This is a genomic window from Isoptericola jiangsuensis (assembly GCF_048320105.1).
GTDB classification, from domain to species: Bacteria; Actinomycetota; Actinomycetes; order Actinomycetales; family Cellulomonadaceae; genus Isoptericola; species Isoptericola jiangsuensis_A.
In genome coordinates this window covers 3,086,168-3,111,929 of sequence record NZ_CP182942.1, presented here as the reverse complement: position 1 = coordinate 3,111,929, position 25,762 = coordinate 3,086,168, and the positions used below count along the sequence as shown (strand labels likewise).

26 protein-coding genes are annotated in these 25,762 nt (G+C 71.6%); 12 read left to right on the top strand and 14 right to left on the bottom strand.

The window, feature by feature from the left end:
* Positions 1 to 30: 30 nt before the first annotated feature.
* From ACNHYB_RS14320 to ACNHYB_RS14285, 8 genes are all read right to left on the bottom strand, one after another.
* On the bottom strand, positions 31 to 954 hold the full coding sequence (locus tag ACNHYB_RS14320) for a carbohydrate ABC transporter permease (RefSeq protein ID WP_418276021.1): 924 nt from the start codon (positions 952 to 954) through the stop codon (positions 31 to 33).
* On the bottom strand, positions 951 to 1,436 hold the full coding sequence (locus ACNHYB_RS14315) for a hypothetical protein (protein ID WP_418276020.1): 486 nt from the start codon (positions 1,434 to 1,436) through the stop codon (positions 951 to 953). Before ACNHYB_RS14315 ends, ACNHYB_RS14320 begins: the two co-directional genes overlap by 4 nt.
* On the bottom strand, positions 1,433 to 2,752 hold the full coding sequence (locus ACNHYB_RS14310; RefSeq protein WP_418276019.1) for a glycoside hydrolase family 28 protein: 1,320 nt from the start codon (positions 2,750 to 2,752) through the stop codon (positions 1,433 to 1,435). The genes ACNHYB_RS14315 and ACNHYB_RS14310 overlap by 4 nt, the downstream gene beginning before the upstream one ends.
* 112 nt (positions 2,753 to 2,864) lie before the next feature.
* The gene (locus ACNHYB_RS14305) at positions 2,865 to 4,376 is read right to left on the bottom strand and encodes an extracellular solute-binding protein (protein WP_418276018.1); all 1,512 of its coding nucleotides are present in this window, start codon (positions 4,374 to 4,376) and stop codon (positions 2,865 to 2,867) included.
* 14 nt (positions 4,377 to 4,390) lie between these two features.
* A complete protein-coding gene (locus ACNHYB_RS14300) occupies positions 4,391 to 5,056 on the bottom strand; it encodes a YesL family protein (RefSeq protein ID WP_418276017.1) in 666 nt (221 codons plus the stop codon).
* Positions 5,057 to 5,087: 31 nt separating this feature from the next.
* Positions 5,088 to 5,945, bottom strand: a complete 858-nt coding sequence (locus ACNHYB_RS14295) for an ABC transporter permease (protein WP_418276016.1) — start codon at positions 5,943 to 5,945, stop codon at positions 5,088 to 5,090.
* Between the two features lie 421 nt (positions 5,946 to 6,366).
* Positions 6,367 to 6,891 (bottom strand): dihydrofolate reductase, encoded by a 525-nt coding sequence (locus ACNHYB_RS14290; protein ID WP_418276015.1) that lies wholly within the window; start codon positions 6,889 to 6,891, stop codon positions 6,367 to 6,369.
* Positions 6,891 to 7,721, bottom strand: a complete 831-nt coding sequence (locus ACNHYB_RS14285) for a thymidylate synthase (RefSeq protein WP_418276014.1) — start codon at positions 7,719 to 7,721, stop codon at positions 6,891 to 6,893. The genes ACNHYB_RS14290 and ACNHYB_RS14285 overlap by 1 nt, the downstream gene beginning before the upstream one ends.
* An 87-nt stretch (positions 7,722 to 7,808) precedes the next feature.
* On the opposite strand from ACNHYB_RS14285, the gene ACNHYB_RS14280 reads away from it, so the two are divergent.
* From ACNHYB_RS14280 to ACNHYB_RS14260, 5 genes are all read left to right on the top strand, one after another.
* On the top strand, positions 7,809 to 8,399 hold the full coding sequence (locus ACNHYB_RS14280) for a hypothetical protein (protein WP_418276013.1): 591 nt from the start codon (positions 7,809 to 7,811) through the stop codon (positions 8,397 to 8,399).
* Between the two features lie 46 nt (positions 8,400 to 8,445).
* A complete protein-coding gene (locus ACNHYB_RS14275) occupies positions 8,446 to 8,928 on the top strand; it encodes an OsmC family protein (protein WP_418276012.1) in 483 nt (160 codons plus the stop codon).
* A gap of 5 nt (positions 8,929 to 8,933) precedes the next feature.
* Entirely contained in the window at positions 8,934 to 9,437 is a 504-nt protein-coding gene (locus ACNHYB_RS14270; protein ID WP_418276011.1) for an SRPBCC family protein, read from the top strand.
* 10 nt (positions 9,438 to 9,447) lie between these two features.
* Positions 9,448 to 10,248, top strand: a complete 801-nt coding sequence (locus tag ACNHYB_RS14265) for a hypothetical protein (protein WP_418276009.1) — start codon at positions 9,448 to 9,450, stop codon at positions 10,246 to 10,248.
* A 70-nt stretch (positions 10,249 to 10,318) separates the two neighbouring features.
* A complete protein-coding gene (locus tag ACNHYB_RS14260) occupies positions 10,319 to 11,623 on the top strand; it encodes an aminotransferase class I/II-fold pyridoxal phosphate-dependent enzyme (RefSeq protein WP_418276008.1) in 1,305 nt (434 codons plus the stop codon).
* Positions 11,624 to 11,729: 106 nt separating this feature from the next.
* On the opposite strand, the gene ACNHYB_RS14255 is transcribed toward ACNHYB_RS14260, so the two are convergent.
* From ACNHYB_RS14255 to ACNHYB_RS14240, 4 genes are read right to left on the bottom strand one after another with little or no spacing between them, the layout of a single operon-like run.
* Positions 11,730 to 12,518, bottom strand: a complete 789-nt coding sequence (locus ACNHYB_RS14255; protein ID WP_418276007.1) for an amino acid ABC transporter ATP-binding protein — start codon at positions 12,516 to 12,518, stop codon at positions 11,730 to 11,732.
* Positions 12,519 to 12,546: 28 nt separating this feature from the next.
* Positions 12,547 to 13,194 carry an ectoine/hydroxyectoine ABC transporter permease subunit EhuD gene (gene ehuD, locus ACNHYB_RS14250; RefSeq protein ID WP_418276006.1) on the bottom strand — a complete coding sequence of 216 codons (648 nt, stop codon included), beginning with the start codon at positions 13,192 to 13,194 and terminating at the stop codon, positions 12,547 to 12,549.
* A complete protein-coding gene (locus tag ACNHYB_RS14245) occupies positions 13,191 to 13,955 on the bottom strand; it encodes an amino acid ABC transporter permease (RefSeq protein WP_418276005.1) in 765 nt (254 codons plus the stop codon). Before ACNHYB_RS14245 ends, ehuD begins: the two co-directional genes overlap by 4 nt.
* Positions 13,956 to 13,959: 4 nt before the next feature.
* Entirely contained in the window at positions 13,960 to 14,904 is a 945-nt protein-coding gene (locus tag ACNHYB_RS14240; protein WP_418276004.1) for a transporter substrate-binding domain-containing protein, read from the bottom strand.
* 292 nt (positions 14,905 to 15,196) lie between these two features.
* Between ACNHYB_RS14240 and ACNHYB_RS14235 the strand changes: the two genes are divergently transcribed.
* From ACNHYB_RS14235 to ACNHYB_RS14225, 3 genes are all read left to right on the top strand, one after another.
* The gene (locus tag ACNHYB_RS14235) at positions 15,197 to 15,901 is read left to right on the top strand and encodes a GntR family transcriptional regulator (RefSeq protein ID WP_418276003.1); all 705 of its coding nucleotides are present in this window, start codon (positions 15,197 to 15,199) and stop codon (positions 15,899 to 15,901) included.
* 153 nt (positions 15,902 to 16,054) lie between these two features.
* A complete protein-coding gene (locus ACNHYB_RS14230) occupies positions 16,055 to 17,620 on the top strand; it encodes a family 43 glycosylhydrolase (RefSeq protein WP_418276002.1) in 1,566 nt (521 codons plus the stop codon).
* The gene (locus tag ACNHYB_RS14225) at positions 17,620 to 19,602 is read left to right on the top strand and encodes a DUF6807 family protein (protein WP_418276001.1); all 1,983 of its coding nucleotides are present in this window, start codon (positions 17,620 to 17,622) and stop codon (positions 19,600 to 19,602) included. Before ACNHYB_RS14230 ends, ACNHYB_RS14225 begins: the two co-directional genes overlap by 1 nt.
* 119 nt (positions 19,603 to 19,721) lie before the next feature.
* Here ACNHYB_RS14225 and ACNHYB_RS14220 read toward each other — a convergent pair whose 3' ends face one another.
* The gene (locus ACNHYB_RS14220; RefSeq protein ID WP_418276000.1) at positions 19,722 to 21,203 is read right to left on the bottom strand and encodes a serine hydrolase domain-containing protein; all 1,482 of its coding nucleotides are present in this window, start codon (positions 21,201 to 21,203) and stop codon (positions 19,722 to 19,724) included.
* Between the two features lie 92 nt (positions 21,204 to 21,295).
* Between ACNHYB_RS14220 and ACNHYB_RS14215 the strand changes: the two genes are divergently transcribed.
* From ACNHYB_RS14215 to ACNHYB_RS14200, 4 genes are read left to right on the top strand one after another with little or no spacing between them, the layout of a single operon-like run.
* Positions 21,296 to 22,282, top strand: coding sequence for a hypothetical protein (locus ACNHYB_RS14215; protein WP_418275999.1), 987 nt, complete (start codon positions 21,296 to 21,298; stop codon positions 22,280 to 22,282).
* Positions 22,279 to 22,701, top strand: a complete 423-nt coding sequence (locus tag ACNHYB_RS14210; protein WP_418275998.1) for a GntR family transcriptional regulator — start codon at positions 22,279 to 22,281, stop codon at positions 22,699 to 22,701. Before ACNHYB_RS14215 ends, ACNHYB_RS14210 begins: the two co-directional genes overlap by 4 nt.
* Positions 22,702 to 22,761: 60 nt before the next feature.
* Positions 22,762 to 23,787 (top strand): ATP-binding cassette domain-containing protein, encoded by a 1,026-nt coding sequence (locus ACNHYB_RS14205; protein ID WP_418275997.1) that lies wholly within the window; start codon positions 22,762 to 22,764, stop codon positions 23,785 to 23,787.
* Complete coding sequence (locus tag ACNHYB_RS14200; RefSeq protein ID WP_418275996.1) at positions 23,784 to 24,608, top strand: ABC transporter permease; 825 nt, start codon at positions 23,784 to 23,786, stop codon at positions 24,606 to 24,608. The genes ACNHYB_RS14205 and ACNHYB_RS14200 overlap by 4 nt, the downstream gene beginning before the upstream one ends.
* 88 nt (positions 24,609 to 24,696) lie before the next feature.
* On the opposite strand, the gene ACNHYB_RS14195 is transcribed toward ACNHYB_RS14200, so the two are convergent.
* Complete coding sequence (locus ACNHYB_RS14195) at positions 24,697 to 25,647, bottom strand: universal stress protein (RefSeq protein WP_418275995.1); 951 nt, start codon at positions 25,645 to 25,647, stop codon at positions 24,697 to 24,699.
* Positions 25,648 to 25,762: the final 115 nt, after the last annotated feature.

Below are 25,762 nucleotides of genomic sequence, written 5' to 3'. Positions count from 1 at the left end.
CCTGGTGCAGGGTGGCGGCAGGGGCGGGGATCAGCCCTTGACCGAGCCGATCAGCGCGCCCTTGACGAAGTACCGCTGGATGAACGGGTAGACGATCAGCATCGGCAGCGTCGCCACCACGATCACGGCCATCTTCACCGACTGCGCCGGCGGCACGATGTCGACGCTCGAGGCGTCGGCGTTCATCCCGGAGGCCACGATGACGATCTGACGCAGCAGCACCTGGATGGGCCACTTCGTGGAGTCGTTGATGTACAGGATCGCGTTCTGGTAGGTGTTCCAGTACCCCACCGCGTAGAACAGACCGATCGTCGCGATGGATGCCAGCGACAGCGGCAGCACGATCCGGAAGAACGTCCCCAGGTCCGAGCAGCCGTCGATCCGCGCCGCCTCCTCCAGGGAGTCGGGGATGGCCTGGAAGAAGCTGCGCATGATGACGAAGTTGAACGCGTTGATCGCCACCGGCAGGATCAACGCCCACAACGAGTCGATCAGACCCAGGCTCTGCACCACGATGAACGTCGGGATCATGCCCCCGGAGAACAGCATGGTGAAGACCACCAGGAAGTTGATCACCCGCCGACCCCGCAGATACCGCTTCGACAAGGCGTACGCCATCAACGCGGTCAGCAGCAGACTCACGAACGTCCCCACCACCGTGACGAACACCGAGACCCCCATCGCCCGGAAGATCGTCGACGTCGACAGGATGTACCGGTAGGCGTCCAACGTGATGTCGTACGGGATGAGGATGAACGACCGTGTCGCCAGCTCACCCGAGCTCGCGAACGAGCTGCCCAGCACGTTGAGGAACGGCAGGACGCAGATCAGCGCGAACGCCACGAGCACGAACCCGTTCGCGACGCGGAACACCCGCATGCTCGTGGAGTCTCGGCGGAACCCGTCCTTGCGGGTCCGCCGGGACGTCGTCGGCGCGGCGGTGGACTTGCTCATGGGGTACTCCCGGGGTCTGGCTTGCGCAGGGCGAACAACCCGGCGCTGACGAAGAACAGGAAGGCGACGGGGTAGAGGACGAGCTGGCTGCCCAGCAGGCAGACCAGGCCGGCGGCGAGGAACCACCAGCCGGCACCGCGCCGCCGGGGGCGACGGCGGGCGAGGAAGATGCCGATCGTGCCGATCAGGAGGACGGCGACGACGGTCATGCCGAACCACGCCGCCAGCGTGCGGGCGCCGGTGAGGGCCACCTCCGCGGCGACGCCGTCGGCCACGATGCCGGCACCGCGCATCGCGGGCAGCAGCGACTCGGTGAACGTCGCCTCGTCGGTGCGGTTGACGACCAGGGCGTAGCCGCCGGCCAGCACCGTGGTGAGGATCATGCCCGCCACCGCCACCCACACCTCGACCGTGCGGCGGAACGCCGTCGGCGCGGCATCGGCGTCGACGGGTGCGGCGGGCCCCGGCCTGGCGATGCTCACGAGCCCGCACCCGCGCGTACGCCGACGTCGTCGCAGCCGGTCGACTCGGTGAGGCGCAGCGTGGGGCTGTCCTCCACCTGGAACGCCGCACCCTCGTGCCCCTCGACGCGCACCCGGACCACCGACGAGTCCGTGACGTGCCCGATGCGGAAGCCCTGGCGGGTGACGTCGTCGACCCAGGCCGCCATCGCGGGCTGGCCCGGCACCGGCGTGCGGGCGAACGAGACGGTGACGTCGTCGAGCGTGAGCTCGGACAGCGGCGCCTCGGGCAGGCCGAACAGGTGACCGGCCGACGCGTGCACGTCGCGCGCGGTGATGTGGGCCAGGTGGATGCGCCGGAACACGGGGGTGTCGTCGCCCACGGGGTGGGGGTCGCGGTCGGCGACGCGCGGGAGCTTGCCGTCCGGGCCGCAGAAGTAGAAGGGGTTGACCACGAACGGGCACATCACGCCGCGCATGATCACGTTCGTGACCCGCACGTCCTCGACGACGCCGCCGCGGCCGCGCCGCGCCTTGAACCGGATCCCGCGGTCCGTGCCCTCGAAGACGCAGTTGCTGATGACGACGCCGCGGACGCCGCCGGTCATCTCGCTGCCGATGACGACGCCGCCGTGACCGTGCACCATCGTGCAGTTCGTGATGGTGATGTTCTCGCACGGCACGCGCTGCGGGGAGCGTTCGGTGCCGGCCTTGATCGCGATGCAGTCGTCACCGACGTCGATGTGGCAGTCGCTGATGCGCACGTTGCGGCTCGACTCGGGGTCGATCCCGTCCGTGTTGGGCGAGTCCGCCGGGTTGACGATGACGAGGTTGGTGATGGTCACGCCGTCGCAGAGCAGCGGGTGGACCGTCCAGCTCGGCGAGTTGCGCAGGGTGACGTCGCGGATGGTGACCCGCTCGCACTCGTGCAGGCCGAGCAGGGTGGGCCGCGGGTGCGCGAGCTCGTCGCGACGGTGGCGGAACGTGTCCCACCAGGTGGCGCCCTGGCCGTCGATGGTGCCGAACCCGGTGATCGACACGTTGGTCTCGCCGCGGGCGTACACGCACGGCTGATGGATGGTCTCGGGCGCGCCCTCCCACCGTGCCTCGACCGGCGGGTACAGCGCGGGGTCGGGCACGAACCGGAGCACGGCGCCGGCCTCGAGGTGGAGCTCGACGTTCGAGCGCAGCCGCAGGGACCCGGTGCGGTGGGTGCCGGCCGGGACGACGACCCTGCCGCCGCCCGCCCGGGCGGCCGCGTCGATCTCCGACTGCCACCGGGCGGTCTCGATCTCGGTCTCGCCGTCGGCGACGGTGTTGACGGTCTCGGTCTGCACGGGCTTCTCCAGATCCTGCGGGTCACGGGGGGCGACGGCCTGGGGGCCGCCGGGTGCGGGGGTGCGTCCCGGGCTCGGGACGCACCCCCGGTCGTTCAGCGACGGGTGAGGGTCAGCCGTTCACCTCGGCGTACGCGGCGGAGTACTCGGCGATGATGTCGTCGAGGCCCTGCCCACGGACCTCGTCGATGACGGCGTCGAAGTCCGCCATCTCGATCTGGCCGGTGATGTACTTGTTGTAGGCGTCGTTGACCTTCTGCTCGATGGTCGACCACTGCTGGTCGTAGGACTCGGAGGTCAGGGACTGGGCCGGGTTGATGACGGCGTAGTCCTCGTTCTCCTTCATCTTCTCGTTGCCCTCGTCGACGTACGGCGTCGAGGACTTGTAGGTGATGACCTTCTCCGACGGACGCGAGGACGCGTACGGCTGGACCTCCTGCTCCCAGGCGGTCTGGTCGAGGATGGAGACCACGCCGTCGGCGTCGAGCTCGTAGTGCGTGCCCTCGACGCCGTTGGTCATGAGGGCGAAGGCCTCCTCGTCGATCAGCTTGTCGACGAAGGCGAGCATGCGCTTGAGGTCGGCCTCGTTCTCGACCTCCGACTTCGGGAAGGCGAGCCACCCGCCCATGCCGCCGTTGGTGTCGGTGAGGATGCGGCGCTCGACGTCACCGGCGGTGATGTCGTTGACCAGCGCCCACGCCATCGGCGTCTCGGGGTCGGCGCTCTCGGCGAGGGCCATGTAGTTCTTCGCCTCGAACAGGCCGGTCACCACGATGCCGCCCTTGCCCTGGGCGATGGCGTCCTGCTGGTTCTGCTTCTGGACGGTGACGAACTCCTGGTTCACCGCGCCGGCCTCGTAGACCTCGCGGTACCACTCCATCGCGTCCTTGTACTCGTCGGTGGTGAACGACGGGACGACCTGGCCGTCGTCGGTCACCTGGAAGAGCTGGCCGGCACCGAAGTACCCGGCCAGGGAGCGGAAGCCGACCTTGAAGCTCTCCTCACGGTCGATGAAGCCCGTGGTGTCGTCCTTGCCGTTGCCGTCCGGGTCGTCGGTGGTGAACGCCTTGGCGACCTCGGTGAGCTCCTCGATGGTGTGCGGGGTCTCGAGGCCCAGGTTGTCCAGCCAGTCCTGGCGGATGACGACGCCGTAGCGGGCCAGGACCTTCTGGAACGGCACGCCGTACAGGTGGCCGTCGATGCGCGCGGACTCGAGGGTCTGCGGGTCGATCTGCGACAGGTTCGGGTAGTCGGCGAGGTAGTCCTCGACGTCCCAGAACATGCCCGAGGACATGGCCTGGCGGGTCGTGGAGCTGTCGACCTGGGTGAGCGAGACGATGTCGGCCAGCGACCCGGAGGCGAGCGCGGCGTTGATCTTCTCCTCCTTCGAGGCGTCCGGGACCCACTGGACCTCGAACTGCTCGCCGGTGTGCTCCTCGAGAGCCGACTCGATGACGCCACCCGGCTCGGGGGTGGTCGGCGTGTGCAGCATCGTCATCCAGGTGATGGGATCGGTGGAGGCTTCGCCCTCACCGGTCTCCTCCGCCCCGCTGCTGCAGGCGGTGAGCGCCAGAGCGACGACCGCGGCAGACGCGGCGCCCTTGGCGAAAGTACCTCTCCTCATTGCTCTTGCTCCTTTCATGACACCTGCTCCGTCACAGGTGTGTCGTGGGGGTGGTGCGCGGTGCGTCCCGGAAGCTCCGGGCTCTGCACCAGGGGACGAAAGACGATGCGGGTGATCAGGGCGACGACGAGCGCCGGGACCCCTGCCCCGTACAGCAGGAACAGCGGTGCGGCGAAGTGCCACGTCAGCCAGGCGGCGACCCCGAGAACGGTCGCGCCGAGCACGGTCCAGTGCAGCGAACCGAGCCCGATGAGCAGCGCCGAGCCGAGCTGGCGCCAGATCGAGGTGATGTCGGTCGCGGCCATCACGGGGAACACGTAGGCCGCCACGATCACCAGGGCGACGAGGGCGACGACGTTCAGCGCCCGGACGGTGCCGTTCGGTGCCAGCAGCACGTTGGTGACCACGACGGCCCCGACGCCGAGCAGGATCCAACCGAGCAGGATCGCGTGCCAGGTCTGCTCACGCACCAGCCGCCAGAAGGTCCGCGCCGGCGGCGGCGTCTCGCCGTGGCGCACCCAGCGGTCCAGGTAGGCGGCCAGCGCGTAGGACGCCGGTCCGAAACCGACCACGACCAGGCCGAGGAACGTCGTCGCCACCCACAGGAGGTTGAGGTACGCGAGTCGGAACACGGCCGTGGCAGCCGAGTTGATCCGCACGAATCCTTCGAACGAGAACATGGTGGCACCGTCCAGCTGACGCCCGGGGGCGTCAGTAGACGCCCTCCTCGCCGAAGCGCTTGGCCATCTTGTTGGCCATGATGACCAGCAGGAGCCCGACCAGACCCTTGAAGAGTCCCACCGCCGAGGCGTAGCTCAGCTGACCGTTCTGGATGCCCGCCGTGTACACGTAGGTGTCGAAGATCTCCCCGACCTCCCGGTTCAGGGAGTTCAGCACCAGGTACATGTGCTCGAACCCCAGCTCGAGGAAGTCACCGATCGCCAGGATGAACATCACGATGATCGTGGGACGGATCGCCGGCAGCGTGATGTGCCAGGTCTGACGCAGACGGTTCGCACCGTCCAGCTCCGAAGCCTCGTACAGCTGGGTGTCCACCGCGGTCATCGCCGCGAGATACACGATCGTGCCCCAGCCCGCGCCCTTCCAGATCTCCTGCATGATGTACATCGGCCGCAGCCAGTCCGGATCCGTCAGGAACGGGACCGGCTCACCACCCGCCGCGACGATGAGGTTGTTGATGCTCCCACCGTCGGTGGTGAGCATGACGTAGAAGATCGACACCACGATCACCCACGACAAGAAGTGCGGCAGATAGATCACCGACTGGATCGTGCGCTGAAAGCTGCGCGTACGAACCTCGTTCAGCAGCAGCGCCAGCACGATCGGCACCGGGAACGCGAACACGAGCATCAGCACCGAGATGATGATCGTGTTCCTCAACAACATGAAGAACGTGTCCTCGGTGAAGAACCGCACGAAGTGGTCGAACCCCGCCCACGGGCTACCACCGATACCCAGGAACGGCATGTAGTCCTGGAACGCGATGACCAGACCGCCCATCGGGGCGTACTTGAAGACCAGGAAGTACGCGATACCGGGAACCGCCATCAGGTACAGCGTCCGATGCTTCACCAGCGAAGAACGCCGCTTGCGCGAACCACCAGGAACACCCGCGTGCACCGGGGTACCAGCAGCCGTCGCCGCCACCGCCGTCGAAGCCGTCGCCGCGCTCACCGCACGACTCCCGCGTCCGTCACAACCACCATCGGTGCGCCCTTCCATGCTCGACATCGAGCCGTTGGTCCTACCGGGCCTCAACGCCCGGTAACCGGTTTCAGGAACCGTACATCACCGGTTCTTCCCGAGGCAACCATGGGGAGAAGGCCTGAGATCCGGCTCCGGAAACCGGTTCTTGGGTCCGGGCCGAGCGGCCTGGGAACCGGTTTCTCGGGGAACCTACCTCACGGTAGACGCCGAGGGCAAGCGCTTGCCACAGGTCCTTCCGGATCGAGAGCAGGCTCCGCCGGAGTCAGCGTCGGGCGTACGTGCGGACCCGGAACCGGGCCGTCCCGGACGACGGCAGCCACCCTGCGTCGCCCCCCACCGGCCCCGCGGTCTCGCGCCACTCGGCGGGATCCAGCGCCGGGGCGAACACGTCCCCGTCGACCTCGAGGTCGACCTCGGTGACGACGCACCGGTCCGCCAGCGGCAGCGCCGCACGATAGACCTGACCGCCGCCCATCACCCACACCTCGTCACCGCCCGACGCCGCGGCCGCCGCCCCGAGAGCGGCCGGCACCGACGACGCGACCACCGCGCCGTCGTCGGCCCACGAGGGGTCCCGCGTGACCACCACGTTGGTCCGGCCCGGCAGCGGGCGGAACCGGACGGGCAGCGACGCCCAGGTGAGCCGACCCATGACGACGGGATGCCCCGCCGTCGTCGCCCTGAAGTGCGCGAAGTCCTCGGGAACGTGCCACGGGATCGCCCCGTCGGCACCGATCACGGGACGTCCGGCGGCGTCGCGCGCCTGAGCCCAGATCAGACCGATCATCAGACCGCGATCGGCGCCTTGATCGTCGGGTGGTGCTGGTAGCCCACCATCTCGATGTCCTCGTAGGCGTAGTCGAAGAGCGACTCGCGCGGCGCGAGGCGCAGCGTGGGATAGGGGTACGGGTCACGCCCGAGCTGGGTGCGCGCCTGCTCGACGTGGTTGTCGTAGACGTGCACGTCACCACCCGTCCAGACGAAGTCGCCGACCTCCAGGCCGGTCTGCACGGCGACCATGTGGGTCAGCAGCGCGTAGGAGGCGATGTTGAACGGCACCCCGAGGAACAGGTCCGCCGACCGCTGGTAGAGCTGGCAGCTCAGGCGCCCGTCGGCCACGTAGAACTGGAACAGCGCGTGACAGGGCGGCAACGCCATGTTCTCCACCTCGGCGGGGTTCCACGCGGTGACCAGGTGCCGGCGCGAGTCCGGGTTCGCCCGGATCTGCTCGACCACGCCCGCGAGCTGGTCGATGTGCCGCCCGTCCGGCGTCGGCCACGAGCGCCACTGCACGCCGTAGACGGGACCGAGCTCGCCGTCGGCGTCCGCCCACTCGTCCCAGATGCGCACGCCGCGCTCCTGCAGCCAGCGCACGTTCGAGTCGCCGCGCAGGAACCACAGCAGCTCGTACGCCACCGACTTCAGGTGCACCCGCTTGGTGGTGATCAGCGGGAACCCCTGCGCCAGGTCGTAGCGGATCTGCCGGCCGAACACGCTGCGCGTGCCCGTGCCCGTGCGGTCCCCCTTGGCCGTCCCGTGCTCCAGGACGTCCCGCAGGAGGTCCTCGTAGGGCGTGGGGATCGTCGTCGAGCGCTCGGCCGCGGCAGGGGACGTCATGGCACCCGAGTCTACGAGCCCGCACCCGCAGGGCCACGGCGACACCTCGGATCCCGCCGGCGCGGCCGCTCCCGCTAGCGTGACCGCATGCGCTCCCGCCCCCTGGTGACCACCGGTGCCCTCGCCGCCTGCGTGAGCGTGCTGGTCGTGCTGCTGTACGCGACCCACATCGGCCGGCACCTCGGCGAGCCGGGGGTCCTGCCGCTGCTCGGGGTGCTCCTCGTCGTCGCCGCGCTGGGCGTGGCCGTCTGGTGCGGCGTCGTGGCGGTGCGCGTGCGAGCCCAGGTGGAGAGGGTCGGGCGCCTGCGCCCCGGCGCACCGCTCGTCGTGGGACGCCCGACGGCGGCACTGACGCTCGAGGCGCGGTCGCTGCGGGCCGGGACGCGCGGCCTGCCGCCCGACTCCCCCGACCGCGAGCACGTCGTCTATGCGTTCCCCGGCGACCGCGTCGAGCTGTGGGTGCGCGGCGACGACGCGCCCCGGTGGTGGGTGACGCTGCCCGCGGCCGCCGTCGAGGGCCGCACCCGCCTCGGCGGTCGCGGGCTCACCTCCCTGACGCTGCACGACGCCGCGGCGCAGCTGGAGCTCGTGCCCACGTCGGCCGTGGGCCGCGCCTGGCCGTCTGCCGCCCACCGCGCCGCCGCCGTCGAGCAGGTGCGGGCGCTCGTCGCCCGCTGATCCCCCGGGCGTACCGGGTGCGGGCAACCAGTGGGAGGATCGGAGCATGACCGACCAGACCTCCGAGGACGCCCCCGCCGCCGTGACCCCGACGCCCACTGACCCGCTGTGGGTCGAGCGCACCGGGACCCGCACCTACCGCGGGCACACCGCGCGCGGCGCCAGCGTCGAGATCGGCCCCGCCTCCGAGGGCGCCGTCTTCACCCCGGGCGAGCTGCTGAAGATCGCCCTGGCCGCGTGCGCCGGCATGTCGAGCGACACCAAGTTCTCCCGCGTGCTCGGCGACGACTACGCCGTGACGATCCGCGTCGAGGACCCCAAGGACATGGAGCAGGACCTCTACCCCGTCCTGACGGAGCGGTTCGAGATCGACCTGTCCGGCCTGGACGAGAAGACCCGCGACAAGACGATGCTCCTCGCCCAGCGGTCCATCGACCGGGCCTGCACCGTGGGGCGCACGCTCAAGGCCGGCGCGCTGGTGCCGCCCGTCAGCTACGAGCAGCCGGGCTCCGGCGACACGTCCGACTGATCGCGATGGCCGCCCCGTACCGCGTCGAGGCGTCGCGGATCGTGGACACGGACGCCGCCACGGCGTTCGCGTGGGTCGCCGACGCACGCACCCACCCGCGCTGGATCCCGCTCACGGTGTGCGCCGAGCGGGACCTGGGGACGCCCCACGTGGGGCAGGCGTTCACGATGGTCAGCGGGCCTGCCGTACGGCGCAGCCGGCGCGGGTTCACCGACCGCATGGTCGTGACCGAGCTGGACCCGCCCACGGTGGCCACGGACCCGTCCGGTACGCGCCGGGTGGGTCGCACCCGGGTGCGCAAGCTCGGGCCGGTGCTGCTCGGGGAGTCCGGGTTCGACGTCGTCGCCGTCGACGAGGCGCGCACCCGCCTGGTCTGGTGGGAGGAGGCGTACCTGGCCGGCCCGTGGCCGCGCCGCGCCAACGCGCGCGCCGTCGGACTCGTGCTGCGCGTCATGCTGCACGTGTCCCTGCACCGGCTCGCCCGCGAGCTGCGCAGGTCCGGCGGGTAAGGTCGGCGCCATGAGGTCGCCCCGAGGATCCCGCGGCGTGCCCGACGGCGACGCCGACCAGGTCACGTCGCCCGACGGCTCGCCCGACGTCGCCCCGAGCCGTCAGGACGTCGAGTCCTGGACGAGGTACCGCCCCACTCCCCTGCTCGACGCGCTGCTCGACCGGGCGGTGACCATCCCGTCCGCGGCCATCCACAAGCACGTCGACTCGATCCGGCGGCGCAACCCCGAGGCCGGCCCGGCGCGGATCATCGAGATCCTCGAGAAGGAGTACCTCGCCCTGGTCTCCACGACCGGTGGCGCCGTCGGTGCGGCCGCCGCGGCACCCGCCGTCGGCACCACCGCCGCCGCCGTCCTCACCACGAGCGACATCGCGACGTTCTTCGCGTCCTCGGCGGCCTTCTCCCTGGCCGTCGCCGACGTCCACGGCATCGAGATCGAGGACGTCGCCCGCCGTCGGGCGCTGCTGCTCGCCTCCGTGCTGGGAGACTCGGGCGCACGCGACGTGGAGCGTGCCGCAGCAGGCTCCCAGGTCGCCTGGGGCAAGGTGCTGCTGACGTCCATGCCGCAGCCGGCGATCAAGCGGGTCAACAAGGTCCTCGCCCACCGGTTCCTGCGCCGGTACGCCGCGAAGTACGGCACCCTGGCGCTCGGGCGGATGATCCCGTTCGGTGTCGGCGCGGTCATCGGTTTCGCCGGCGGCCGGTCGCTCGGGCACGGCGTCATCGCGCAGTCCCGCTCGGCGTTCGGGGCCCCGCCGGAACGCTTCCCCGTCGTCATCGAGCACCGTCCCGACGTCATCGGTTCCTGACGCCCCGCGGGGAGATCCTGCACGATTCCGACGACGACGTCGCCCACCCCGGCCGCGTAGTCTCTCCAGGGTGAGCACCTCACCAGCGCCAGCCAACGTCGTCGACCCTGCTCTCGCCGCTCGCCTGCCCGAGCTGCGCGAGCGCTACGCCGCACTGCAGTCCCGAGGGCTGTCGCTCGACCTGACGCGCGGCAAGCCGTCGGCCGAGCAGCTCGACCTGTCGGAACGCCTGCTCTCGCTCCCCGGGGAGGGCAACCATCACGACGCGTCCGGGACGGACGTGCGCAACTACGGGGGCCTGGACGGGCTGCCGGAGCTGCGCGAGATCTTCGCCGAGCTGCTCGGCGTCCCCACGGCACAGCTCCTCGCCCAGGACAACGCCTCGCTGCGACTCATGTGGGACACCATCGTGCAGGCGCTGCTGTTCGGCGTGCCGGGCGGTGACGGCCCCTGGTCCGCCGCCGGGCCCCTCACGTTCGTCTGCCCCGTGCCCGGCTACGACCGGCACTTCGCGATCTGCGAGGAGCTGGGCATCCGGATGGTGACGGTGCCCATGACGCCGGACGGTCCCGACGCCGAGGCCGTCGCCGCGCTCGTCGCCGACGACCCGAGCGTCAAGGGCCTGTGGGTCGTGCCGACGTACGCCAACCCGGACGGGTCGGTGGTCTCCGAGGCCGTGGCGCGACGCCTGGTCTCGATGCCCGCCGCGGCGCCCGACTTCCGGATCTTCTGGGACAACGCCTACGCCGTCCACCACCTCACCGAGCACGAGACGAAGTCGGCGAACGCCATCGACCTCGCCGCCGAGGCCGGCAACCCGGACCGTGTGGTCATGTTCGCCTCGACCTCCAAGGTCACGTTCGCCGGCGCCGGTGTGTCGTTCCTGGCGTCGTCGCCGAGCAACATCGCCTGGTTCAAGCAGCACCTCGCGTTCCGGTCCATCGGGCCCGACAAGGTCAACCAGCTCCGGCACGCCACGTTCTTCGGCGACGCCGCGGGCGTGCGCGCACACATGGCGGAGCACCGGCGGATCCTCGCACCCAAGTTCGCGGCGGTCACGTCGATCCTCACCGACCGGCTCGCCGACGCCTCGGTCGCCACCTGGACCGACCCCGACGGCGGCTACTTCGTGTCGGTGGACGTCGTGCCGGGCACGGCGTCTCGCGTGGTGGAGCTGGCGGGCGAGGCGGGGATCAAGCTGACCCCGGCCGGCGCGACGTTCCCCTACGGCAAGGACCCGGCGGACCGGAACATCCGGCTGGCGCCGTCGATGCCGCCGCTGGACGAGGTCGAGGTCGCCATGGACGGCGTCGCGACGTGCGTCCTGCTCGCCGCCGCCGAGGTCGCGGAGGCCGCGACGACCGCGGACGACTGACCCCGACCGTCCCTCGGCGGGGGCGGGCACGACTCAGGCAGGCCACCGGTGCGGGTGGCCTGCCTGAGTCGTCCTCGCGGCTCTCGTCAGAGCGCCGGGTGGGTGCTCACCCGCCCAGGACGGCCTTGAGGAACGCCTTGGTGCGCTCGTGCTTCGGGTTGGTGAACATCGTCTCGGGGTCGGCCTCCTCGACGATCTGGCCCTGGTCGAACATCAGGACCCGGTCGGACACCTCACGGGCGAACTGCATCTCGTGGGTGACCAGGAGCATCGTGATGTCCGTGGTGTCGGCGATCTCGCGCAGCACGTCGAGGACGTCCGCCACGATCTCCGGGTCGAGGGCCGAGGTGACCTCGTCGAGGAGCAGGATCTCCGGGTCCATCGCCAGGGCGCGGGCGATCGCCACGCGCTGCTGCTGACCGCCGGAGAGCTGGTTCGTCCGGAAGTCGCGCTTCTCGGACATGCCGACCTTCTCGAGCAGCCGTTCGGCGTCGGCGACCGCCTCGTCCTTCGACTTGCGCAGGACGTGGATCGGCGACTCGATGATGTTCTCGAGCACGGTCATGTTGGGGAACAGGTTGAACTGCTGGAACACCATCCCCACCCGGTTGCGCACCACGCGGCGACGCTTCTCGGGGATGGCGGTCCACTTGTCGCCCTTGTACTCGTGCGTGTACGGGTCGCCGTCGATGAGGATGAGGCCGCCGCTGAGCTCCTCGAGCGTCATCAGCAGGCGCAGGATCGTCGTCTTGCCGGAACCCGACGGACCGATCAGGGTGATGCGCTGCCCCTGAGGGACGGAGAAGTTCAGCCCGTCCAGCACGACGTTGTCACCGAAACGCTTGGTGACGTCCTTGAACTCGATGGCGGGTGCGCCGGTCGAGGGTGTGGTCATGGTCTGGCTCCCTGGGGAGATGGTCGGGTCAGGCAAGGCGGATCTCCATCCTGCGCACGAGCAGCGACGTCGGGTAGCTGATCACGAGGAACAGCAGACCGACCATCGTGAGCGGCTCGATGTACGAGAAGGTGTTGGCACCGTAGCTCTGCGCCTCCGTGTACATCTCGACGATGCCGATGGCGAAGAGGAACGGGGTCTCCTTGAACATGGAGATCGCGTAGTTGCCCAGGCCGGGCAGGGTGTTGCGGATGGCCTGCGGCATGATCACCGCGCGCCACGTCCGCGCCCGTGCCATGTTCAGCGCGGTGGCGGCCTCCCACTGCCCGGGCGGTACCGCCTCGATGCCGGCGCGGTAGACCTCGGACATGTACGTCGCGTAGTGGACCCCCAGCACGGCGAACCCGATGGCGAGTGCCGGGACCTCCGGCGGCGACAGGAGGTAGACGAACACCAGCTGGACCAGCAGCGGCGTCATCCGGATGAAGTCGACGACGAACTTGAGCGGCAGCCGCACCCACCGCGACGGAGCCCGCATCGCCAGGGCGATGAAGAGTCCGAGGACGGCGGCGATCACCATGCCGACGACGGTGGCCTCGATCGTCACGACCAGGCCTCGCAGGAGGTCGGGCAGGACGTCCCAGGCTCGTTCCCAGTCCCAGATGCTGTCGTTCATGCTCCGCCACCTCCTCCGACCGGGGGCATCTGTGTGTTCGCGAGCCGCTCGTTCGGGCTCGGCCGGATGCCGAACGTCTCACGCAGGGAGGGTCGGGTGCCCCGACCGAGGCGACGCTTGGCCCGCTCCTCGAGCAGGTTCATCCCCCAGGTCAGCAGGTAGGCGATCACGAAGTAGACGATGAGGCCGGCGCCGTAGCTGAAGAGCGTGTCGCTCGTGGCCTTGCGCAGCTCGACCGTCCAGAAGTTCACGTCGTGCAGGGTGATGTAGTAGGCCAGCGCCGACCCCTTGATGAGCTGGATGAGCAGGTTGGCCAGCATGGGGATCATGAGCGCCCACGCCTGCGGGAAGATGACGCGGCGCACCTTGTGCAACCAGCTCATGTTCAGCGCGGTCGCGGCCTCCCACTGTCCCTGCGGGACGGACGCGATGGATCCTCGCACCACCTCGGAGGCGTACGCACCGTAGTTGAGCCCGAGCGCCACGACGGCGACGGCGAGCGCCTCCATCTTGAACCCGAAGACGGGCAGCACGTAGAAGATCCAGAAGATCTGCACCACGAGCGACGTGCCGCGGAAGAACTCGACGACGATGCGGGACGGCCCGCGCACCCAGAGGGACCGGGTGCGCGAGCCGAATCCGAGGACCACTGCGACGACCATGGCGAGGAGGGCCCCGCCGACGGTCATCTCCAGGGTGACGAGGACACTGCTGCCGAGATCAGGAAGTCTCTCGATCAGTGCCTGGATGTCATCGGACATGTGGTCAGTAGTCCATCCCCAGCTCGTCGGCAAGGTCGGAGAGGTCCTGGTCGGGGTCGCAGAGCGCCTCGGCGGTCAGGCCCTCGGGCGGCATCTCGGTCGCGCTGAAGCCGAACGGCTCCATGATCTCGAGCCAGGCGGACTCGTCGCCGGTGATCGTGGCGAGCTGCTCGTTGTACGCGTCGAGGAGCTCGGTGTCGTCCTGGCGGAAGACCTCCGCGCCGGCACCGATCTGCGGCTCGCCGTTGATCGTGGCGACGAACGCCTCGGTCGCCTCGACGGCCTGGTCGGTCTCCTCGGCGAGCGCGCGCAGCGAGATGCCGGTGAGCGCGTAGGCGTCGGCACGGCCGCTGACGACGGCGTCCAGGCCGGCCTGGCGGTCCGGGACCTCCATGGCCTCGACGTCGGTCTCCTCGGCGTAGCCGGCCTCGATCGCACCCTGGGTGACGGCGACCGTGAGGCCGCTGCCCTCGACCGACTGCCAGTCGGTGAGGCCCTCGGGGTTGCCCTCGGGCACGAGGAACGCCGTGGTGTACATGATCGTGGGCTCGGCGAACGCGGCCTGCTCGCAGCGCTCGGGCAGGATCGACATGCCGGCGCTCACGGCGTCGAACCGGTCGGCCTGCACACCGGGGATGAGCGCGTTCCACTCGACCTGGGTGCCGGAGACGGTGTCGATGCCGAGCTCGCCGTAGATCTGGCGACCGAGCTCGATGGTGGCTCCGGTGAGCTCACCGCCCTCTTCGTAGCTGTAGGGCACCTCGCCGAAGAAGCCGACGTTGATCTCGCCGGCGTCCTGGAGCTCGGCGAGGTGCGAGCCGCCCTCACCGTCGCCGTCGCTCGATCCGCCCTCGTCGACGCTCGAGCAGGCGGCCAGTGCGGTGAGTGCAAGAGCAGATCCGGCCGCGGCGAGGGCGCGGCGGCGGTTCGTGGTCCGTGTGGACTGCACGGGGTCTCCTTCCGTGACCCGCCGGTCGGCCGGCAGGGCTTGGTGTGCGGACGTGGCGATACGCTAGCGCCGATGTGGACGATCCGACAATCCGCACGTTGGCGTGTTTGATTGTCTACAATCCTGGATCAGGCCCTGATCGGGCGGCGCAGCACGAGAGAATTGCAGGTAGGAAGCCCGTCCAACGCTCCGCGGACGTCGCCACCGATCGTTGTGATGTCGTGACCTTGGAAGGAGTCCTATGACCTCGTCGCCCCGGCCGCCCCTCGGTGCAGCACCGACCCTGTCGCCCGTGACGCGACCCTCCACGGTCGACCTCATCACCCGCGAGCTGCGCAACGCGATCTACTCCGGCGCGCTGCGCGTCGGCAGCCCGGTGCGGGAGGTCGAGATGGCGAGCCAGCTCGGCGTCAGCCGCGGACCCTTCCGCGAGGCCGCCCAACGGCTCGTCGCCGAAGGGCTCGTCGTCGCCACCCCGGGTCGCGGGCTGTCTGTCCGCACGATCGGCGCCGAGCGCATCCGCCCCCTGTACGCCGCACGGGCCACGGTGGAGACGACGGCGGGACGCCTCGCCGTCGAGAACGCGACGGACGCCCAGGTCGCGAGCGTCCGCGCGGCCCACGACGCGCTCGTGCGGGCGGACGCCACGCAGGACGCGCTGCGCGTCGGCGACGCCGACCTCAACGTCCACTGGGCGCTCGTCGAGGCGAGCGGCAACCCCTGGCTGCTGCGCTGGATGACCACCCTCATCGTCGAGGTCCGCATCGCCAGCTTCACCGTCAGCCAGGAGTACGCGGTGCGCAAGGACGCGGCGGCGTCGCACGCCGGCATCGTCGAGCGCCTGGAGGCGCGGGACGCCGAAGGCCTGGAACGGGTGATCCGCGAGAACCTGGACGACGCCGTCACCCGCCTGCTCGCGCCCGACGAGGCGCACGTGGAGATCCTGGAGGAGCCGCTGCCCGTCCCCGCGCCGCGGCTCGACCCCCTCGAGCTCTGACCTGCGGCTCGCACCCCGCGTCACCGTTGCCGCGAGGGTCACCCCGATGTCGGTTACCTTTCGTCCTTGCAGCCTTGCTACAGTGTGACAAGGCGACTCGTAACCGGTTTCTCGAACAGTTGCCGGCAGTCCCGACGACGTGACGAGAGGCCCATGACGACGTACTCCAACCCGATCCTCGATGCGGACTGGCCGGACCCGGACACGATCCGCGTGGGCGACGACTACTGGATGATCGCGTCGAGCTTCAACCGGGCGCCCGGGCTGCCCGTGCTGCACTCCCGCGACCTCGTCTCCTGGGAGCACGTCGCCAACGCCCTCCCCCAGGTCCCGCCGGTCGCGCACTACGCGCTCCCGCGCCACGGCTCCGGCGTCTGGGCGCCCAGCCTGCGCCACCACGACGGTCTCTTCTGGATCGTCTACCCCGACCCGGACCACGGCATCTTCGTGCTGACCGCCACCGACCCGCGCGGCCCGTGGACCGAGCCGTGGTGCGTCCTGCCCGGCCGCGGCCTCATCGACCCCTGCCCCCTGTGGGACGACGACGGCCGCACCTACCTCGTGCACGGGTGGGCCCGGAGCCGAGCCGGCATCAAGAACCGCCTCACCGTCGTCGAGGTGGACCCCACGCTGCACCGGGTCGTCGGACCGGCCCGCACCGTCGTCGACGGCGACGCCCTGCCGGGCTTCGGCACCCTGGAAGGCCCCAAGCTGTCCAAGCGCGACGGCTGGTACTGGATCTTCGCACCCGCCGGCGGCGTCTCGACCGGCTGGCAGACGGCGTTCCGGTCCCGCAGCGTCTGGGGTCCGTACGAGCACCGCGTCGTGCTCGAGCAGGGGTCGACCCCGGTCAACGGCCCGCACCAGGGCGCCTGGGTCGACACCCCGGACGGCACCGACTGGTTCCTGCACTTCCAGGACCGCGACCAGTTCGGACGTGTCGTGCACCTGCAGCCGATGCGCTGGGACGACGACGGCTGGCCGCGCATGGGCGACCCGCTCGTCGGCGAGCCGCGCGACACCACCGGCGCCACCCTCGAGGGACGCGGTCAGGCCGTGCTGCACCACCCGACGCCGACCGGCAGCGGCGAACCTGCCGAGCCGGAGCGCTCCGACGACTTCGCCCGGCCGGGCCTGGCCCCGCGCTGGCACTGGCAGGCCAACCCTTCCGCCGACTGGTACGTCGCCCCCGGGGACGGCACCCTGCACCTCGCGGCGCAGGCGTCCCCGCTCGGCAACCTGCGCGACCAGGGCGCGGTGCTGTGCCAGCAGCTCCCCGGACAGCCCAGCACGTGGGAGTCGGTCGTCCGCCTCACCGGTGACGCGCCCGGCACCCGCGCGGGCGTCGTCGTGCTCGGCCGCGAGTACGCGTGGATCGGCCTGGAGCGCACGGCCGGCGGCGTCGACGTGGTGCACCGGCGCTGGACCGCCGAGACCGGAGAGCAGGACGTCGCCCGGGAACCGGCCCCCGGCAGCGCGCTCGTGGTGCGCCTGGAGATCGACGCCGCCGGCGACGTCACGTGGTCCTGGGGGCCGGGTGACGGGCCCGGACGCCCGGAGCTCGCGAGCGTGCCGGGCACGTGGCGGGCCGTCGTCGGACACTGGATCGGGGCCGAGGTCGGCCTGTTCGCGAGCGCCCCCACCGGTGCGCTCCTCGACGCCGCCGACGGCGGCACGTTCGGCCCGGTGCGCGTCACCGTCGCCGGGAAGGACGCCTGATGCCGCGCAGGGCAGGGACCCCGACGATCGACCAGGTCGCCGCCGCCGCCGGGGTGTCCCGGGCCTCGGTGTCCCGGGTGATGAACGGCCACCAGAGCGTGTCCGCGGACGTCGTCCAGCGGGTGCGCCAGGCGGCCGAGGAGCTCGACTACCGCCCCAGCCGCCTGGCCCGGAACCTGTCCCTGGGCCGGACCAACACCGTCGCGCTGGTGGTGCCCGACCTGGGCAACCCGCTGTTCCAGCGGATCCTGCGCGGCGCGATGGCCGCGGCGTCCACGTTCGACTACCGCGTCCTGGTGGCCGAGACCGCGGAGAACGCGGTGGACGAGGCCGTCGTCGCGCTGGAGGCACGGCAGCGCTGCGACGCCCTGATCCTCGCGGCTCCGCGCGAGTCCGAGGCGTCCCTGCGCGAGCTGCTCCCCCAGGTCGAACCCGTCGTCCTGGTCAACCGGCACGTGTCCGGGCTGAGCGTGCCGACCGTCCGGGTGGACTACGCCGACGGGGTGCGCGGCATGATCGACCATCTCGTCGCGTTCGGGCACCGGGACCTCGTCTACGTGGCGGGGCCGCCGTCGAGCGCGTCGGACGCCGAGCGCCGCGCCGCGCTCGCCGCGGCGCGGGAGCGCTTCCCCGGGTTGCGCGTGTCGACGGTGGACTGCGGTTCCACGGTCGACGAGGGCTACCGCTCGGCCGACGCCGTCCTGGCGACCGGCGCCACGGGCGTCGTCGCGTTCAACGACCTCGTGGCCCTCGGGCTGCTGGCCCGGCTCGGCGAGATCGGCGTCGCGGTGCCCGGTGACATCTCGGTCTGCGGCTTCGACGACGTCGAGCTGGCCCGCTACTCCGCACCCCCGCTGACCACTGCGGCAGTGCCCCAGGCGGAGCTCGGACGCCGCGCCTGGCACCTGCTGCACGAACGCATGAGCCGGGAGGCCGCCTCCATGCCCACCCTGGAAGAACCCGACGACGTCGTGACGCCGGCGGTCATCCTGCGCGGGAGCACCGGCCAGGTGCCACCGAGCCGACGGTTGGCCATCACGTCCACCAACCGGGCGGGCCGGTCGATCACGACGCCCGCGTCCGTGCGCCCGCGCTGGGGCACGGCCGAGGACGGCTGGGTCCTCGACTCCGGCGACGGCAGCGTCCTGGCGCGGTACTCCAGCGGCACGTCGATGCCCGGTGTCCACAGCCCGCGTCCGTACCTGCACCCCGTGCACTCGCTGGGCGGTGTGGCGATGACCGCCACGAGCCCGGTGGACCACCGCCACCACTACGGCGTCTCGATGGCCGTCGCGGACGTCGACGGCACGAGCCACTGGGGCGGGCGCACGTTCGTGCGCGAGCAAGGTTCCACGCTCCTGGCCAACCACGGGCGCCAGGAGGTCTCCGACGTCGTGGTGCACGACGACGGCGCCACGCTCCAGCAGGACGTGCGCTGGCTGGACGAGCGGGGCCAGGAGCAGCTGGTGGAACGGCGGCGGCTCACCGCCGCCCTGATCCCGGAGGTGGACGCCTGGGCGCTGCGCTGGCACGGCGCCCTGCGGCCGGAGCACCACGACGTCACGATCGGCAGCCCGGCGACGAACGGCCGCCCGGGCGCCGGGTACGGCGGTCTCTTCTGGCGACTCCCGTCGGCACCCGACACGGACGCCTTCGGTCCCCACGAGCAGGACGAGGACTCGGTGCACGGCTCCACCTCCCCCTGGGTGGCGGTGCGGCGCCGGGCCGACGCGGGCTGGTCGACGCTGCTGCTGGTGCAGACGGGCGAGAAGCCCGACCCGTGGTTCACCCGCGTGGGCGACTACGTCGGCCTGGGCCCGGCGCTGGCCTGGGACTCCGTCCGGCACGTCGCGGCGGGCACGGCGCTGGACGTCGCCGTGGTGGCCGTGGTCGTGGATCGCCGGTTGGAGGTCGCGGACGCGTCGGACATCGCGGAGCTCGCGGTCGCGCGGCTGGACCTGGTCGGCGCGCCACGTCTCTGAGCGGCGGCTCCCGTGGAGCTGAGCTGACACCGGGGTGCCGCATCCGCATCGGGTGCGGCACCAGCCCGACGGGCGCGACCGACGACGTCGGTCGCGCCCGTCGTGGTCTTCCCGGCAGCTCAGCCCGGGAGGTTCGCCCGCCGCTGCCGCTCGAACTCGTCGGCACGCCACGACGTCATCCCGCCCACGACGACGGCGTGGGGCTCGCCCGCGCCGTCCCGCAGCACCTGCACGGGCTCACCGACGGGCCCGAACCCGGCGTGGGCCTCGGGCCGCAGCACGTCTCCGGCGACCTGCAGGCGCTCCGCCCCGTCGAGGGGGTCGCCGCGCAGCGGATCGATCTGCCACAGCCCGGTCCCGAGCCGGACGACGTCGACGCGGCCCCAGAGGTTCGCGAACCGGCCGGTCCACCGGTCGAGCGCGTCGAGCGCGTCGTCGCCGGCCTCGTCGGTTCCCGCACCGGGTGCGGCGACCCCGGACGCACGGGCGCCGCCGTCCGCCAGGGCCGTGGTGACGAGCGCGAACAGCCCGAGCGCGATCGGGTCCGCGGGGCCGTCGATGGCGTTCGTCAGCACCGAGACCGCCACGCGCGCGGACGGGTCGAACCAGGTGCGCGTGATCTGTCCCGGGAACCCGCCGGAGTGCCCGACCAGTCGCCGCCCGTCGACGTCCCGGAGCTCGAAGCCGAGCCCGTAGGCCCGGCGTCCGGCGCGCGGGCGCTCGATCACCGACTCCTCGCGCTGCAGCAGCCGACGCGACTCGGGACGCAGCAGGGTCGACCCCTCGCAGTGCGCCATCGCCCAGCGGACGAGGTCGCGCGCGGTGGAGCAGAACCCGGTGGCGGCGGCGAGGGCGCCCGTGGTGGTCCCCGCGACGGGGAGCCGCCCGTCGGCGAAGACGGCGGGCAGGCCCGGCGTGGCCGGGGCGGGAGCGCTGTGCCCGACGACGGCGCGCCGCGCGATCTCGTCGTCCAGCTCGCCGAACGTGTCGGTCAGGCCGAGCGGCTCGAGGAGCTCGCGACGCACGTGGTCGACATACCGCTCGCCGGTCACGGCCTCGATCACGAGACCGAGCAGCCCGTAGGCGAGGTTCGAGTACTTGAAGGTCTCGCCGCGGCCGAAGACCTCGCCGTCCACCAGGACGGCGTCCAGCAGCGTGGCCCGGTCGGGGAAGGGCAGACCGAGCTGCCAGTGGTCGGCGTCGCGGCCGTCGCGCAGCAGCCCGCCGGTGTGGCCGAGCGCCTCGCGCACGGTGACCTCCCCGACGCTGGTGCGCCCCAGCTCGGGGACGTGGGCGCCGAGCGGGTCGTCCCAGCGCAGCTCGCCCGCGTCGACGAGCCGCGCGACCGCCGTGGCGGTGAAGGTCTTGGAGTGGGAGGCCACGCGGAACAGGTGGTCGGGGCGCAGCGATGTCCCCGAGGTCAGGTCGGTGACGCCCCACGCGCCGTCGAGCACGACCTCGTCGTCGACGGCGACGGCGAACTGCACGCCGGGCACCCGGTGGCGTGCCGCCTGGGTCGCCACCCACTGTCCCAGGTAGGCAACGTTGAGGTGTTCCGACGTCGCGACGGGGGTGCGCTCGGCGGCGCCGGTGGGGGTCATGGCGTCACGATAGCCCGCACCGTTGCGGCGCGCGGGTGGTCACCGCTATGGTTGAATGACGCAATGCATTGACTCAATCATCGGGAGGTGTGATGGCCCTGGTCGCCGTCGTGGTGGCGCTCGGGCTCGTCCTCGTCGTGCCGGCCCTCGTCGCAGGGCTCGTCCTGGCGGCGACGTCACACCGGGACGTGCCCGCGGTCCGGGGCGCCCACCGGCACGACTCGCTCATCACCCTGACGACGGTGCTCGCCGCGCTCGTCACCGCCGTGGGCGTCCTCTCGCTGCCGGTGACCTGGACCGCGGCCTCCCTCCCCGCACCGGCCGCGCCCGGCGTCCTGCTCGCCGCCGGACCGTTCGCCGTCGCCGTGGTCGCCTGCCTCGTCCGCCTCGCCGGAGAGCTCACCTGGCCGCGGCCCACCGGTCAGGTGCGCACCGCACCGCTGCACCGGCGGACGGTCCGCGACCTCGCCGGGTGGCGCCTGACCCTGCTCCTGATCACCGCCCTGGTGCTCGTCGCCGTGCTGGTCGCCACGAGCCTCACCGCCACCGACGGCACCGCCGTCACCGTCCCGGAGCGTCCGGTCCCCGGTGGCGGGACCGTCTCCGGCGGGGCCGGTCCGTACCCCGGCCTGCCGTATGCGCTGCCGATGCTCGTCGGCCTGGTCGCCTCCTTGGTCTGCGCGGCCGCGACGCTGCGCGTCGTCGTACGGCGCGCGCCGCTGGACGGGCTGGGCCACATGGAGGACGACCTCCTGCGGCGCACGTCCGCAGCCCGCCTCCTGGCCGTCCTCCAGGTCTGCGCCGGCGCGGCGACGGCCATCGTCCTGGCGGCGGCCGGGTCCGCCGCACGGCGCGCGGGGACCGCGCACGTCGCCGTCGACGGCCTCTGGCAGGAGCTGCGCGACCCGTTCGCCGTCGGGGTCGGCACCGCCGCCCTCGTGCTGGGCCTCGTCGTCGCCGTCGCCTCCGTCGTCGCCGCCCTGAGCTCCGCCGGCGCGGCACGTCGACGGGACCCGGGCCCGACCCGGCAGGCGGACCCGACCGGACCGGCGCGCGCGCCGGGCGCAGTGGCTCCGTGACCGGGATCCGGGTCGACCTCGGTTCTCCGGTCCCGGTCTACGAGCAGGTCCGCAGCCAGGTGGCCGGGCTCGTCGCGGTCGGCGAGCTCGCCGCCGGCGACCGGCTGCCCGCCTCCCGCAACCTCGCCCACGACCTGGGCATCGCCGTCGGCACCGTGCAGCGCGCCTACCGGGAGCTGGAGCAGGCCGGGCTCGTCGTCTCGCGGCGGCGCACCGGGACCGTCGTCGCCGACGGGACGGCACGCGCGGGAACCCGGAGCACGCACGCCCCGGGCACGGGACCGGCCGGGGACGCAGGACCCGCGGCGAACCCGGCACTGCTGCGCTCGGCCCGGTCGCTCGTCACCCAGGCGCGCGCCGACGGTATGGACGACGACGCCGTCCTCGACCTCGTCCGCGCGATCCTGACCCAGCGATGAATTCCCTGTCGGTGACACGTCCTAGGTTCTAGGTTGGACGTACACACCCGAGGAGACCTCATGAGTGACGCACCCGGCGGGCCGCCGCCCGCGGTCGAGGCCACCGGCCTCGTCAAGCACTTCACCTCCGGCAAGAAGACCACCAAGGCCGTCGACGGCGTCGACCTCTCCATCCCCGCCGGCAGCGTCTACGGCCTCCTCGGGCCCAACGGTGCCGGCAAGACGACGGTCGTGCGGATGCTCGCCACATTGCTGCGGCCGGACGCCGGCACGGCGCGCGTGCTGGGCCACGACGTCGTCGAGGACGCCGACGCCGTGCGCGGAGCCGTCGGCCTCACCGGGCAGTACGCGTCGGTGGACGAGGACCTGACCGGCACGGAGAACCTCCTCATGCTGGCCCGGCTGTACGGGTTCCGGGGCGCTGCCGCCAAGCGACGCACCGCCGACCTGCTGGCGGCGTTCAGCCTCACCGACGCCGGGTCACGCCAGGTCAAGACGTACTCGGGCGGCATGCGGCGACGCATCGACCTGGCCGCGTCCCTCGTGCTGTCCCCCAAGGTGCTGTTCCTCGACGAGCCGACCACCGGCCTGGACCCCCGCTCGCGCAACCAGGTGTGGGACATCGTGCGCGTGCTCGTCGGCGACGGCGCCACCGTGCTGCTCACCACGCAGTACCTGGAGGAGGCCGACCAGCTCGCCGACCGCATCGGCGTCATCGACCACGGCCGACTCATCGCCGAGGGCACCTCCAGCGAGCTCAAGCGCTCCGTCGGGCAGGGCACCGTCGACCTGCGCCTGGCGGACTCGGGCCGACGTGACGAGGCCGCCGCCATCGTGGGGCGCGTGCTGGGCACCGCACCGACGCTGCCCACCGACCCGTACGCGCTCTCCGCGCGGGTGCCCGACGACGGGGCCCACCTCGTCGCCCGCGTCCTGCCCGAGCTCGCGGACGCCGGCATCGGCGTGCCGGAGTTCGCACTCGGCCAGCCCAGCCTCGACGAGGTCTTCCTGACCCTCACCGGCAAGCCGCTCCCCGAGGACGCCGACGCCGACGCGTCCGCCGCCACCCAGGAGGTGTCCCGATGACCACGACCGAGATCTCCACCACGACGCTGCGCGAGGCCGTCGCGCTGGAGGCGCGGCCGACCAGACCGTCCGCCGTCTCCTGCTCGCTGACGTTCGCGTGGCGTGCCCTGCTCAAGATCAAGCACGTGCCCGAACAGCTCTTCGACGTGCTCGTCTCCCCCGTCATCTTCACCCTGATGTTCACGTACCTGTTCGGCGGGGCCCTGGCCGGCTCGACCGACGCGTACATCCAGTTCCTGCTGCCGGGCATCCTGGTGCAGACGATCATCATCGTCACCGTGTACACGGGCTACACCCTCAACACCGACATCTCGAAGGGCGTCTTCGACCGCTTCCGGTCGCTGCCGATCTGGCGCCCCGCCCCGATCGTCGGTGCGCTGCTGGGCGACACCGTGCGGTACACCATCGCGTCCGTCATGTGCATCGGGCTCGGCCTGATCCTCGGGTTCCGGCCCGACGGCGGGTTCGTCGGCGTCGTCGCCGGCGTGGCGCTGCTGCTGGTGTTCGCGTTCGCGCTGAGCTGGATCTTCACCATCCTGGGCCTGCTGCTGCGCACCCCCAACGCCGTCATGGGCGTGTCGATGATGGTGCTGATGCCACTGACGTTCGCCTCCAACATCTTCGTGGACCCGTCCACCATGCCGTCGGGACTGCAGGCGTTCGTCGAGATCAACCCGGTGTCGCACCTGGTGACCGCCGTGCGTGGACTGATGGCCGGCGTCGCCGACACCGGGGACATCGTCACCGTGCTGATCTCCGCCGTCGTGATGACCGCCGTCTTCGCGCCCATCACGATGCACCTCTACCGGACGCGCCACTGACCCGTCGCCCGCTGCCGCAGCCCGCCGCGCCGACCGGGCCGACGGGTTGCGGCAGCGGGCTGCGGAAGGCGCGGGCGGCGCGATCCGGTCAGGCGGCGGACTCGGCCTGGAGCTCCTCGTCGCACTTGCGGGTGACGACCAGCACCGGGCACTTCGAGTGGTGCAGCACCGCCTGGCTGGTCGACCCGAGGAGCAGTCCGCGGAACCCGCCTCGTCCCCGCGAACCCACGACGACCAGGTCGGCCGCCTCGGAGAACTCCGTCAGCAGCTCGGCGCCCGACCCGTCGAGGACGTGCCGCTTGATCGTGAGCTCCGGATGCTCGGCCAGGACGCGGTCGACGATCACGTCGAGCCCCGCCTTGACGTCGTCGAGCACCTGCTCGTGGTCGATCTGGGACGGGAGCCACGCCAGCACCCCGGCGCCGCTGCCCAGCGGCACCCCGGCCACGGCGACCAGCTCGGCGCCCCAGGCCTCCGCCTGCCCGACGGCGTGCCGCAGGGCGACCTCCGCCGTCGGCGAACCGTCCACGCCCACGACGATGCGTCGTACCTCGTGCACGACGTCGCCGTCGTTCCGCGCAGGGTCGATGGTGCTGTCCCGCTCGCCCCGATAGGGCACGACCACCGTCGGGCAGTGCGCGTGCGCCGGCAGCGCCGACGACACCGTGCCGAGAAGTCGTTCCGTGAACCCGCCGCGTCCGCGTGTCCCGACGACGGCCAGGCTGTGCTCGGACGACAGCTCGACCAGCACCCCTGCCGCGTCGCCGGTCGCCACGGTGCCCTGCACCGGCACGGTCAGGTCCGAGAGCCGGGAGCGCGCCTCGTCCAGCACGGCCTTCGCACCTTCGGCGATCGCGGTGTCGTCGAGCGCCGCATAGCCGCCGTCGAGCGACGCCGCGGTGAACGACGGCAGCGAATAGCTGCAGACCACGTGGATCCCCCACCGCACACGTTCCGCATAGGCCGCCGCCCAGTCCAGAGCATGCAGGCTGGCGGCTGAACCGTCCACGCCAACCAGGACAACCTCAGGCCGTGTCATCTTGCGCCTCCCGTCGTGACCGGACCTCGACGTCCGGGGGTCGTTGGTTCAAGAGTAGCGAAAGCAGCCCGAAAGGTGCAGCAAAACGAACGACGCCCCGATGCTCCGGGAGGGA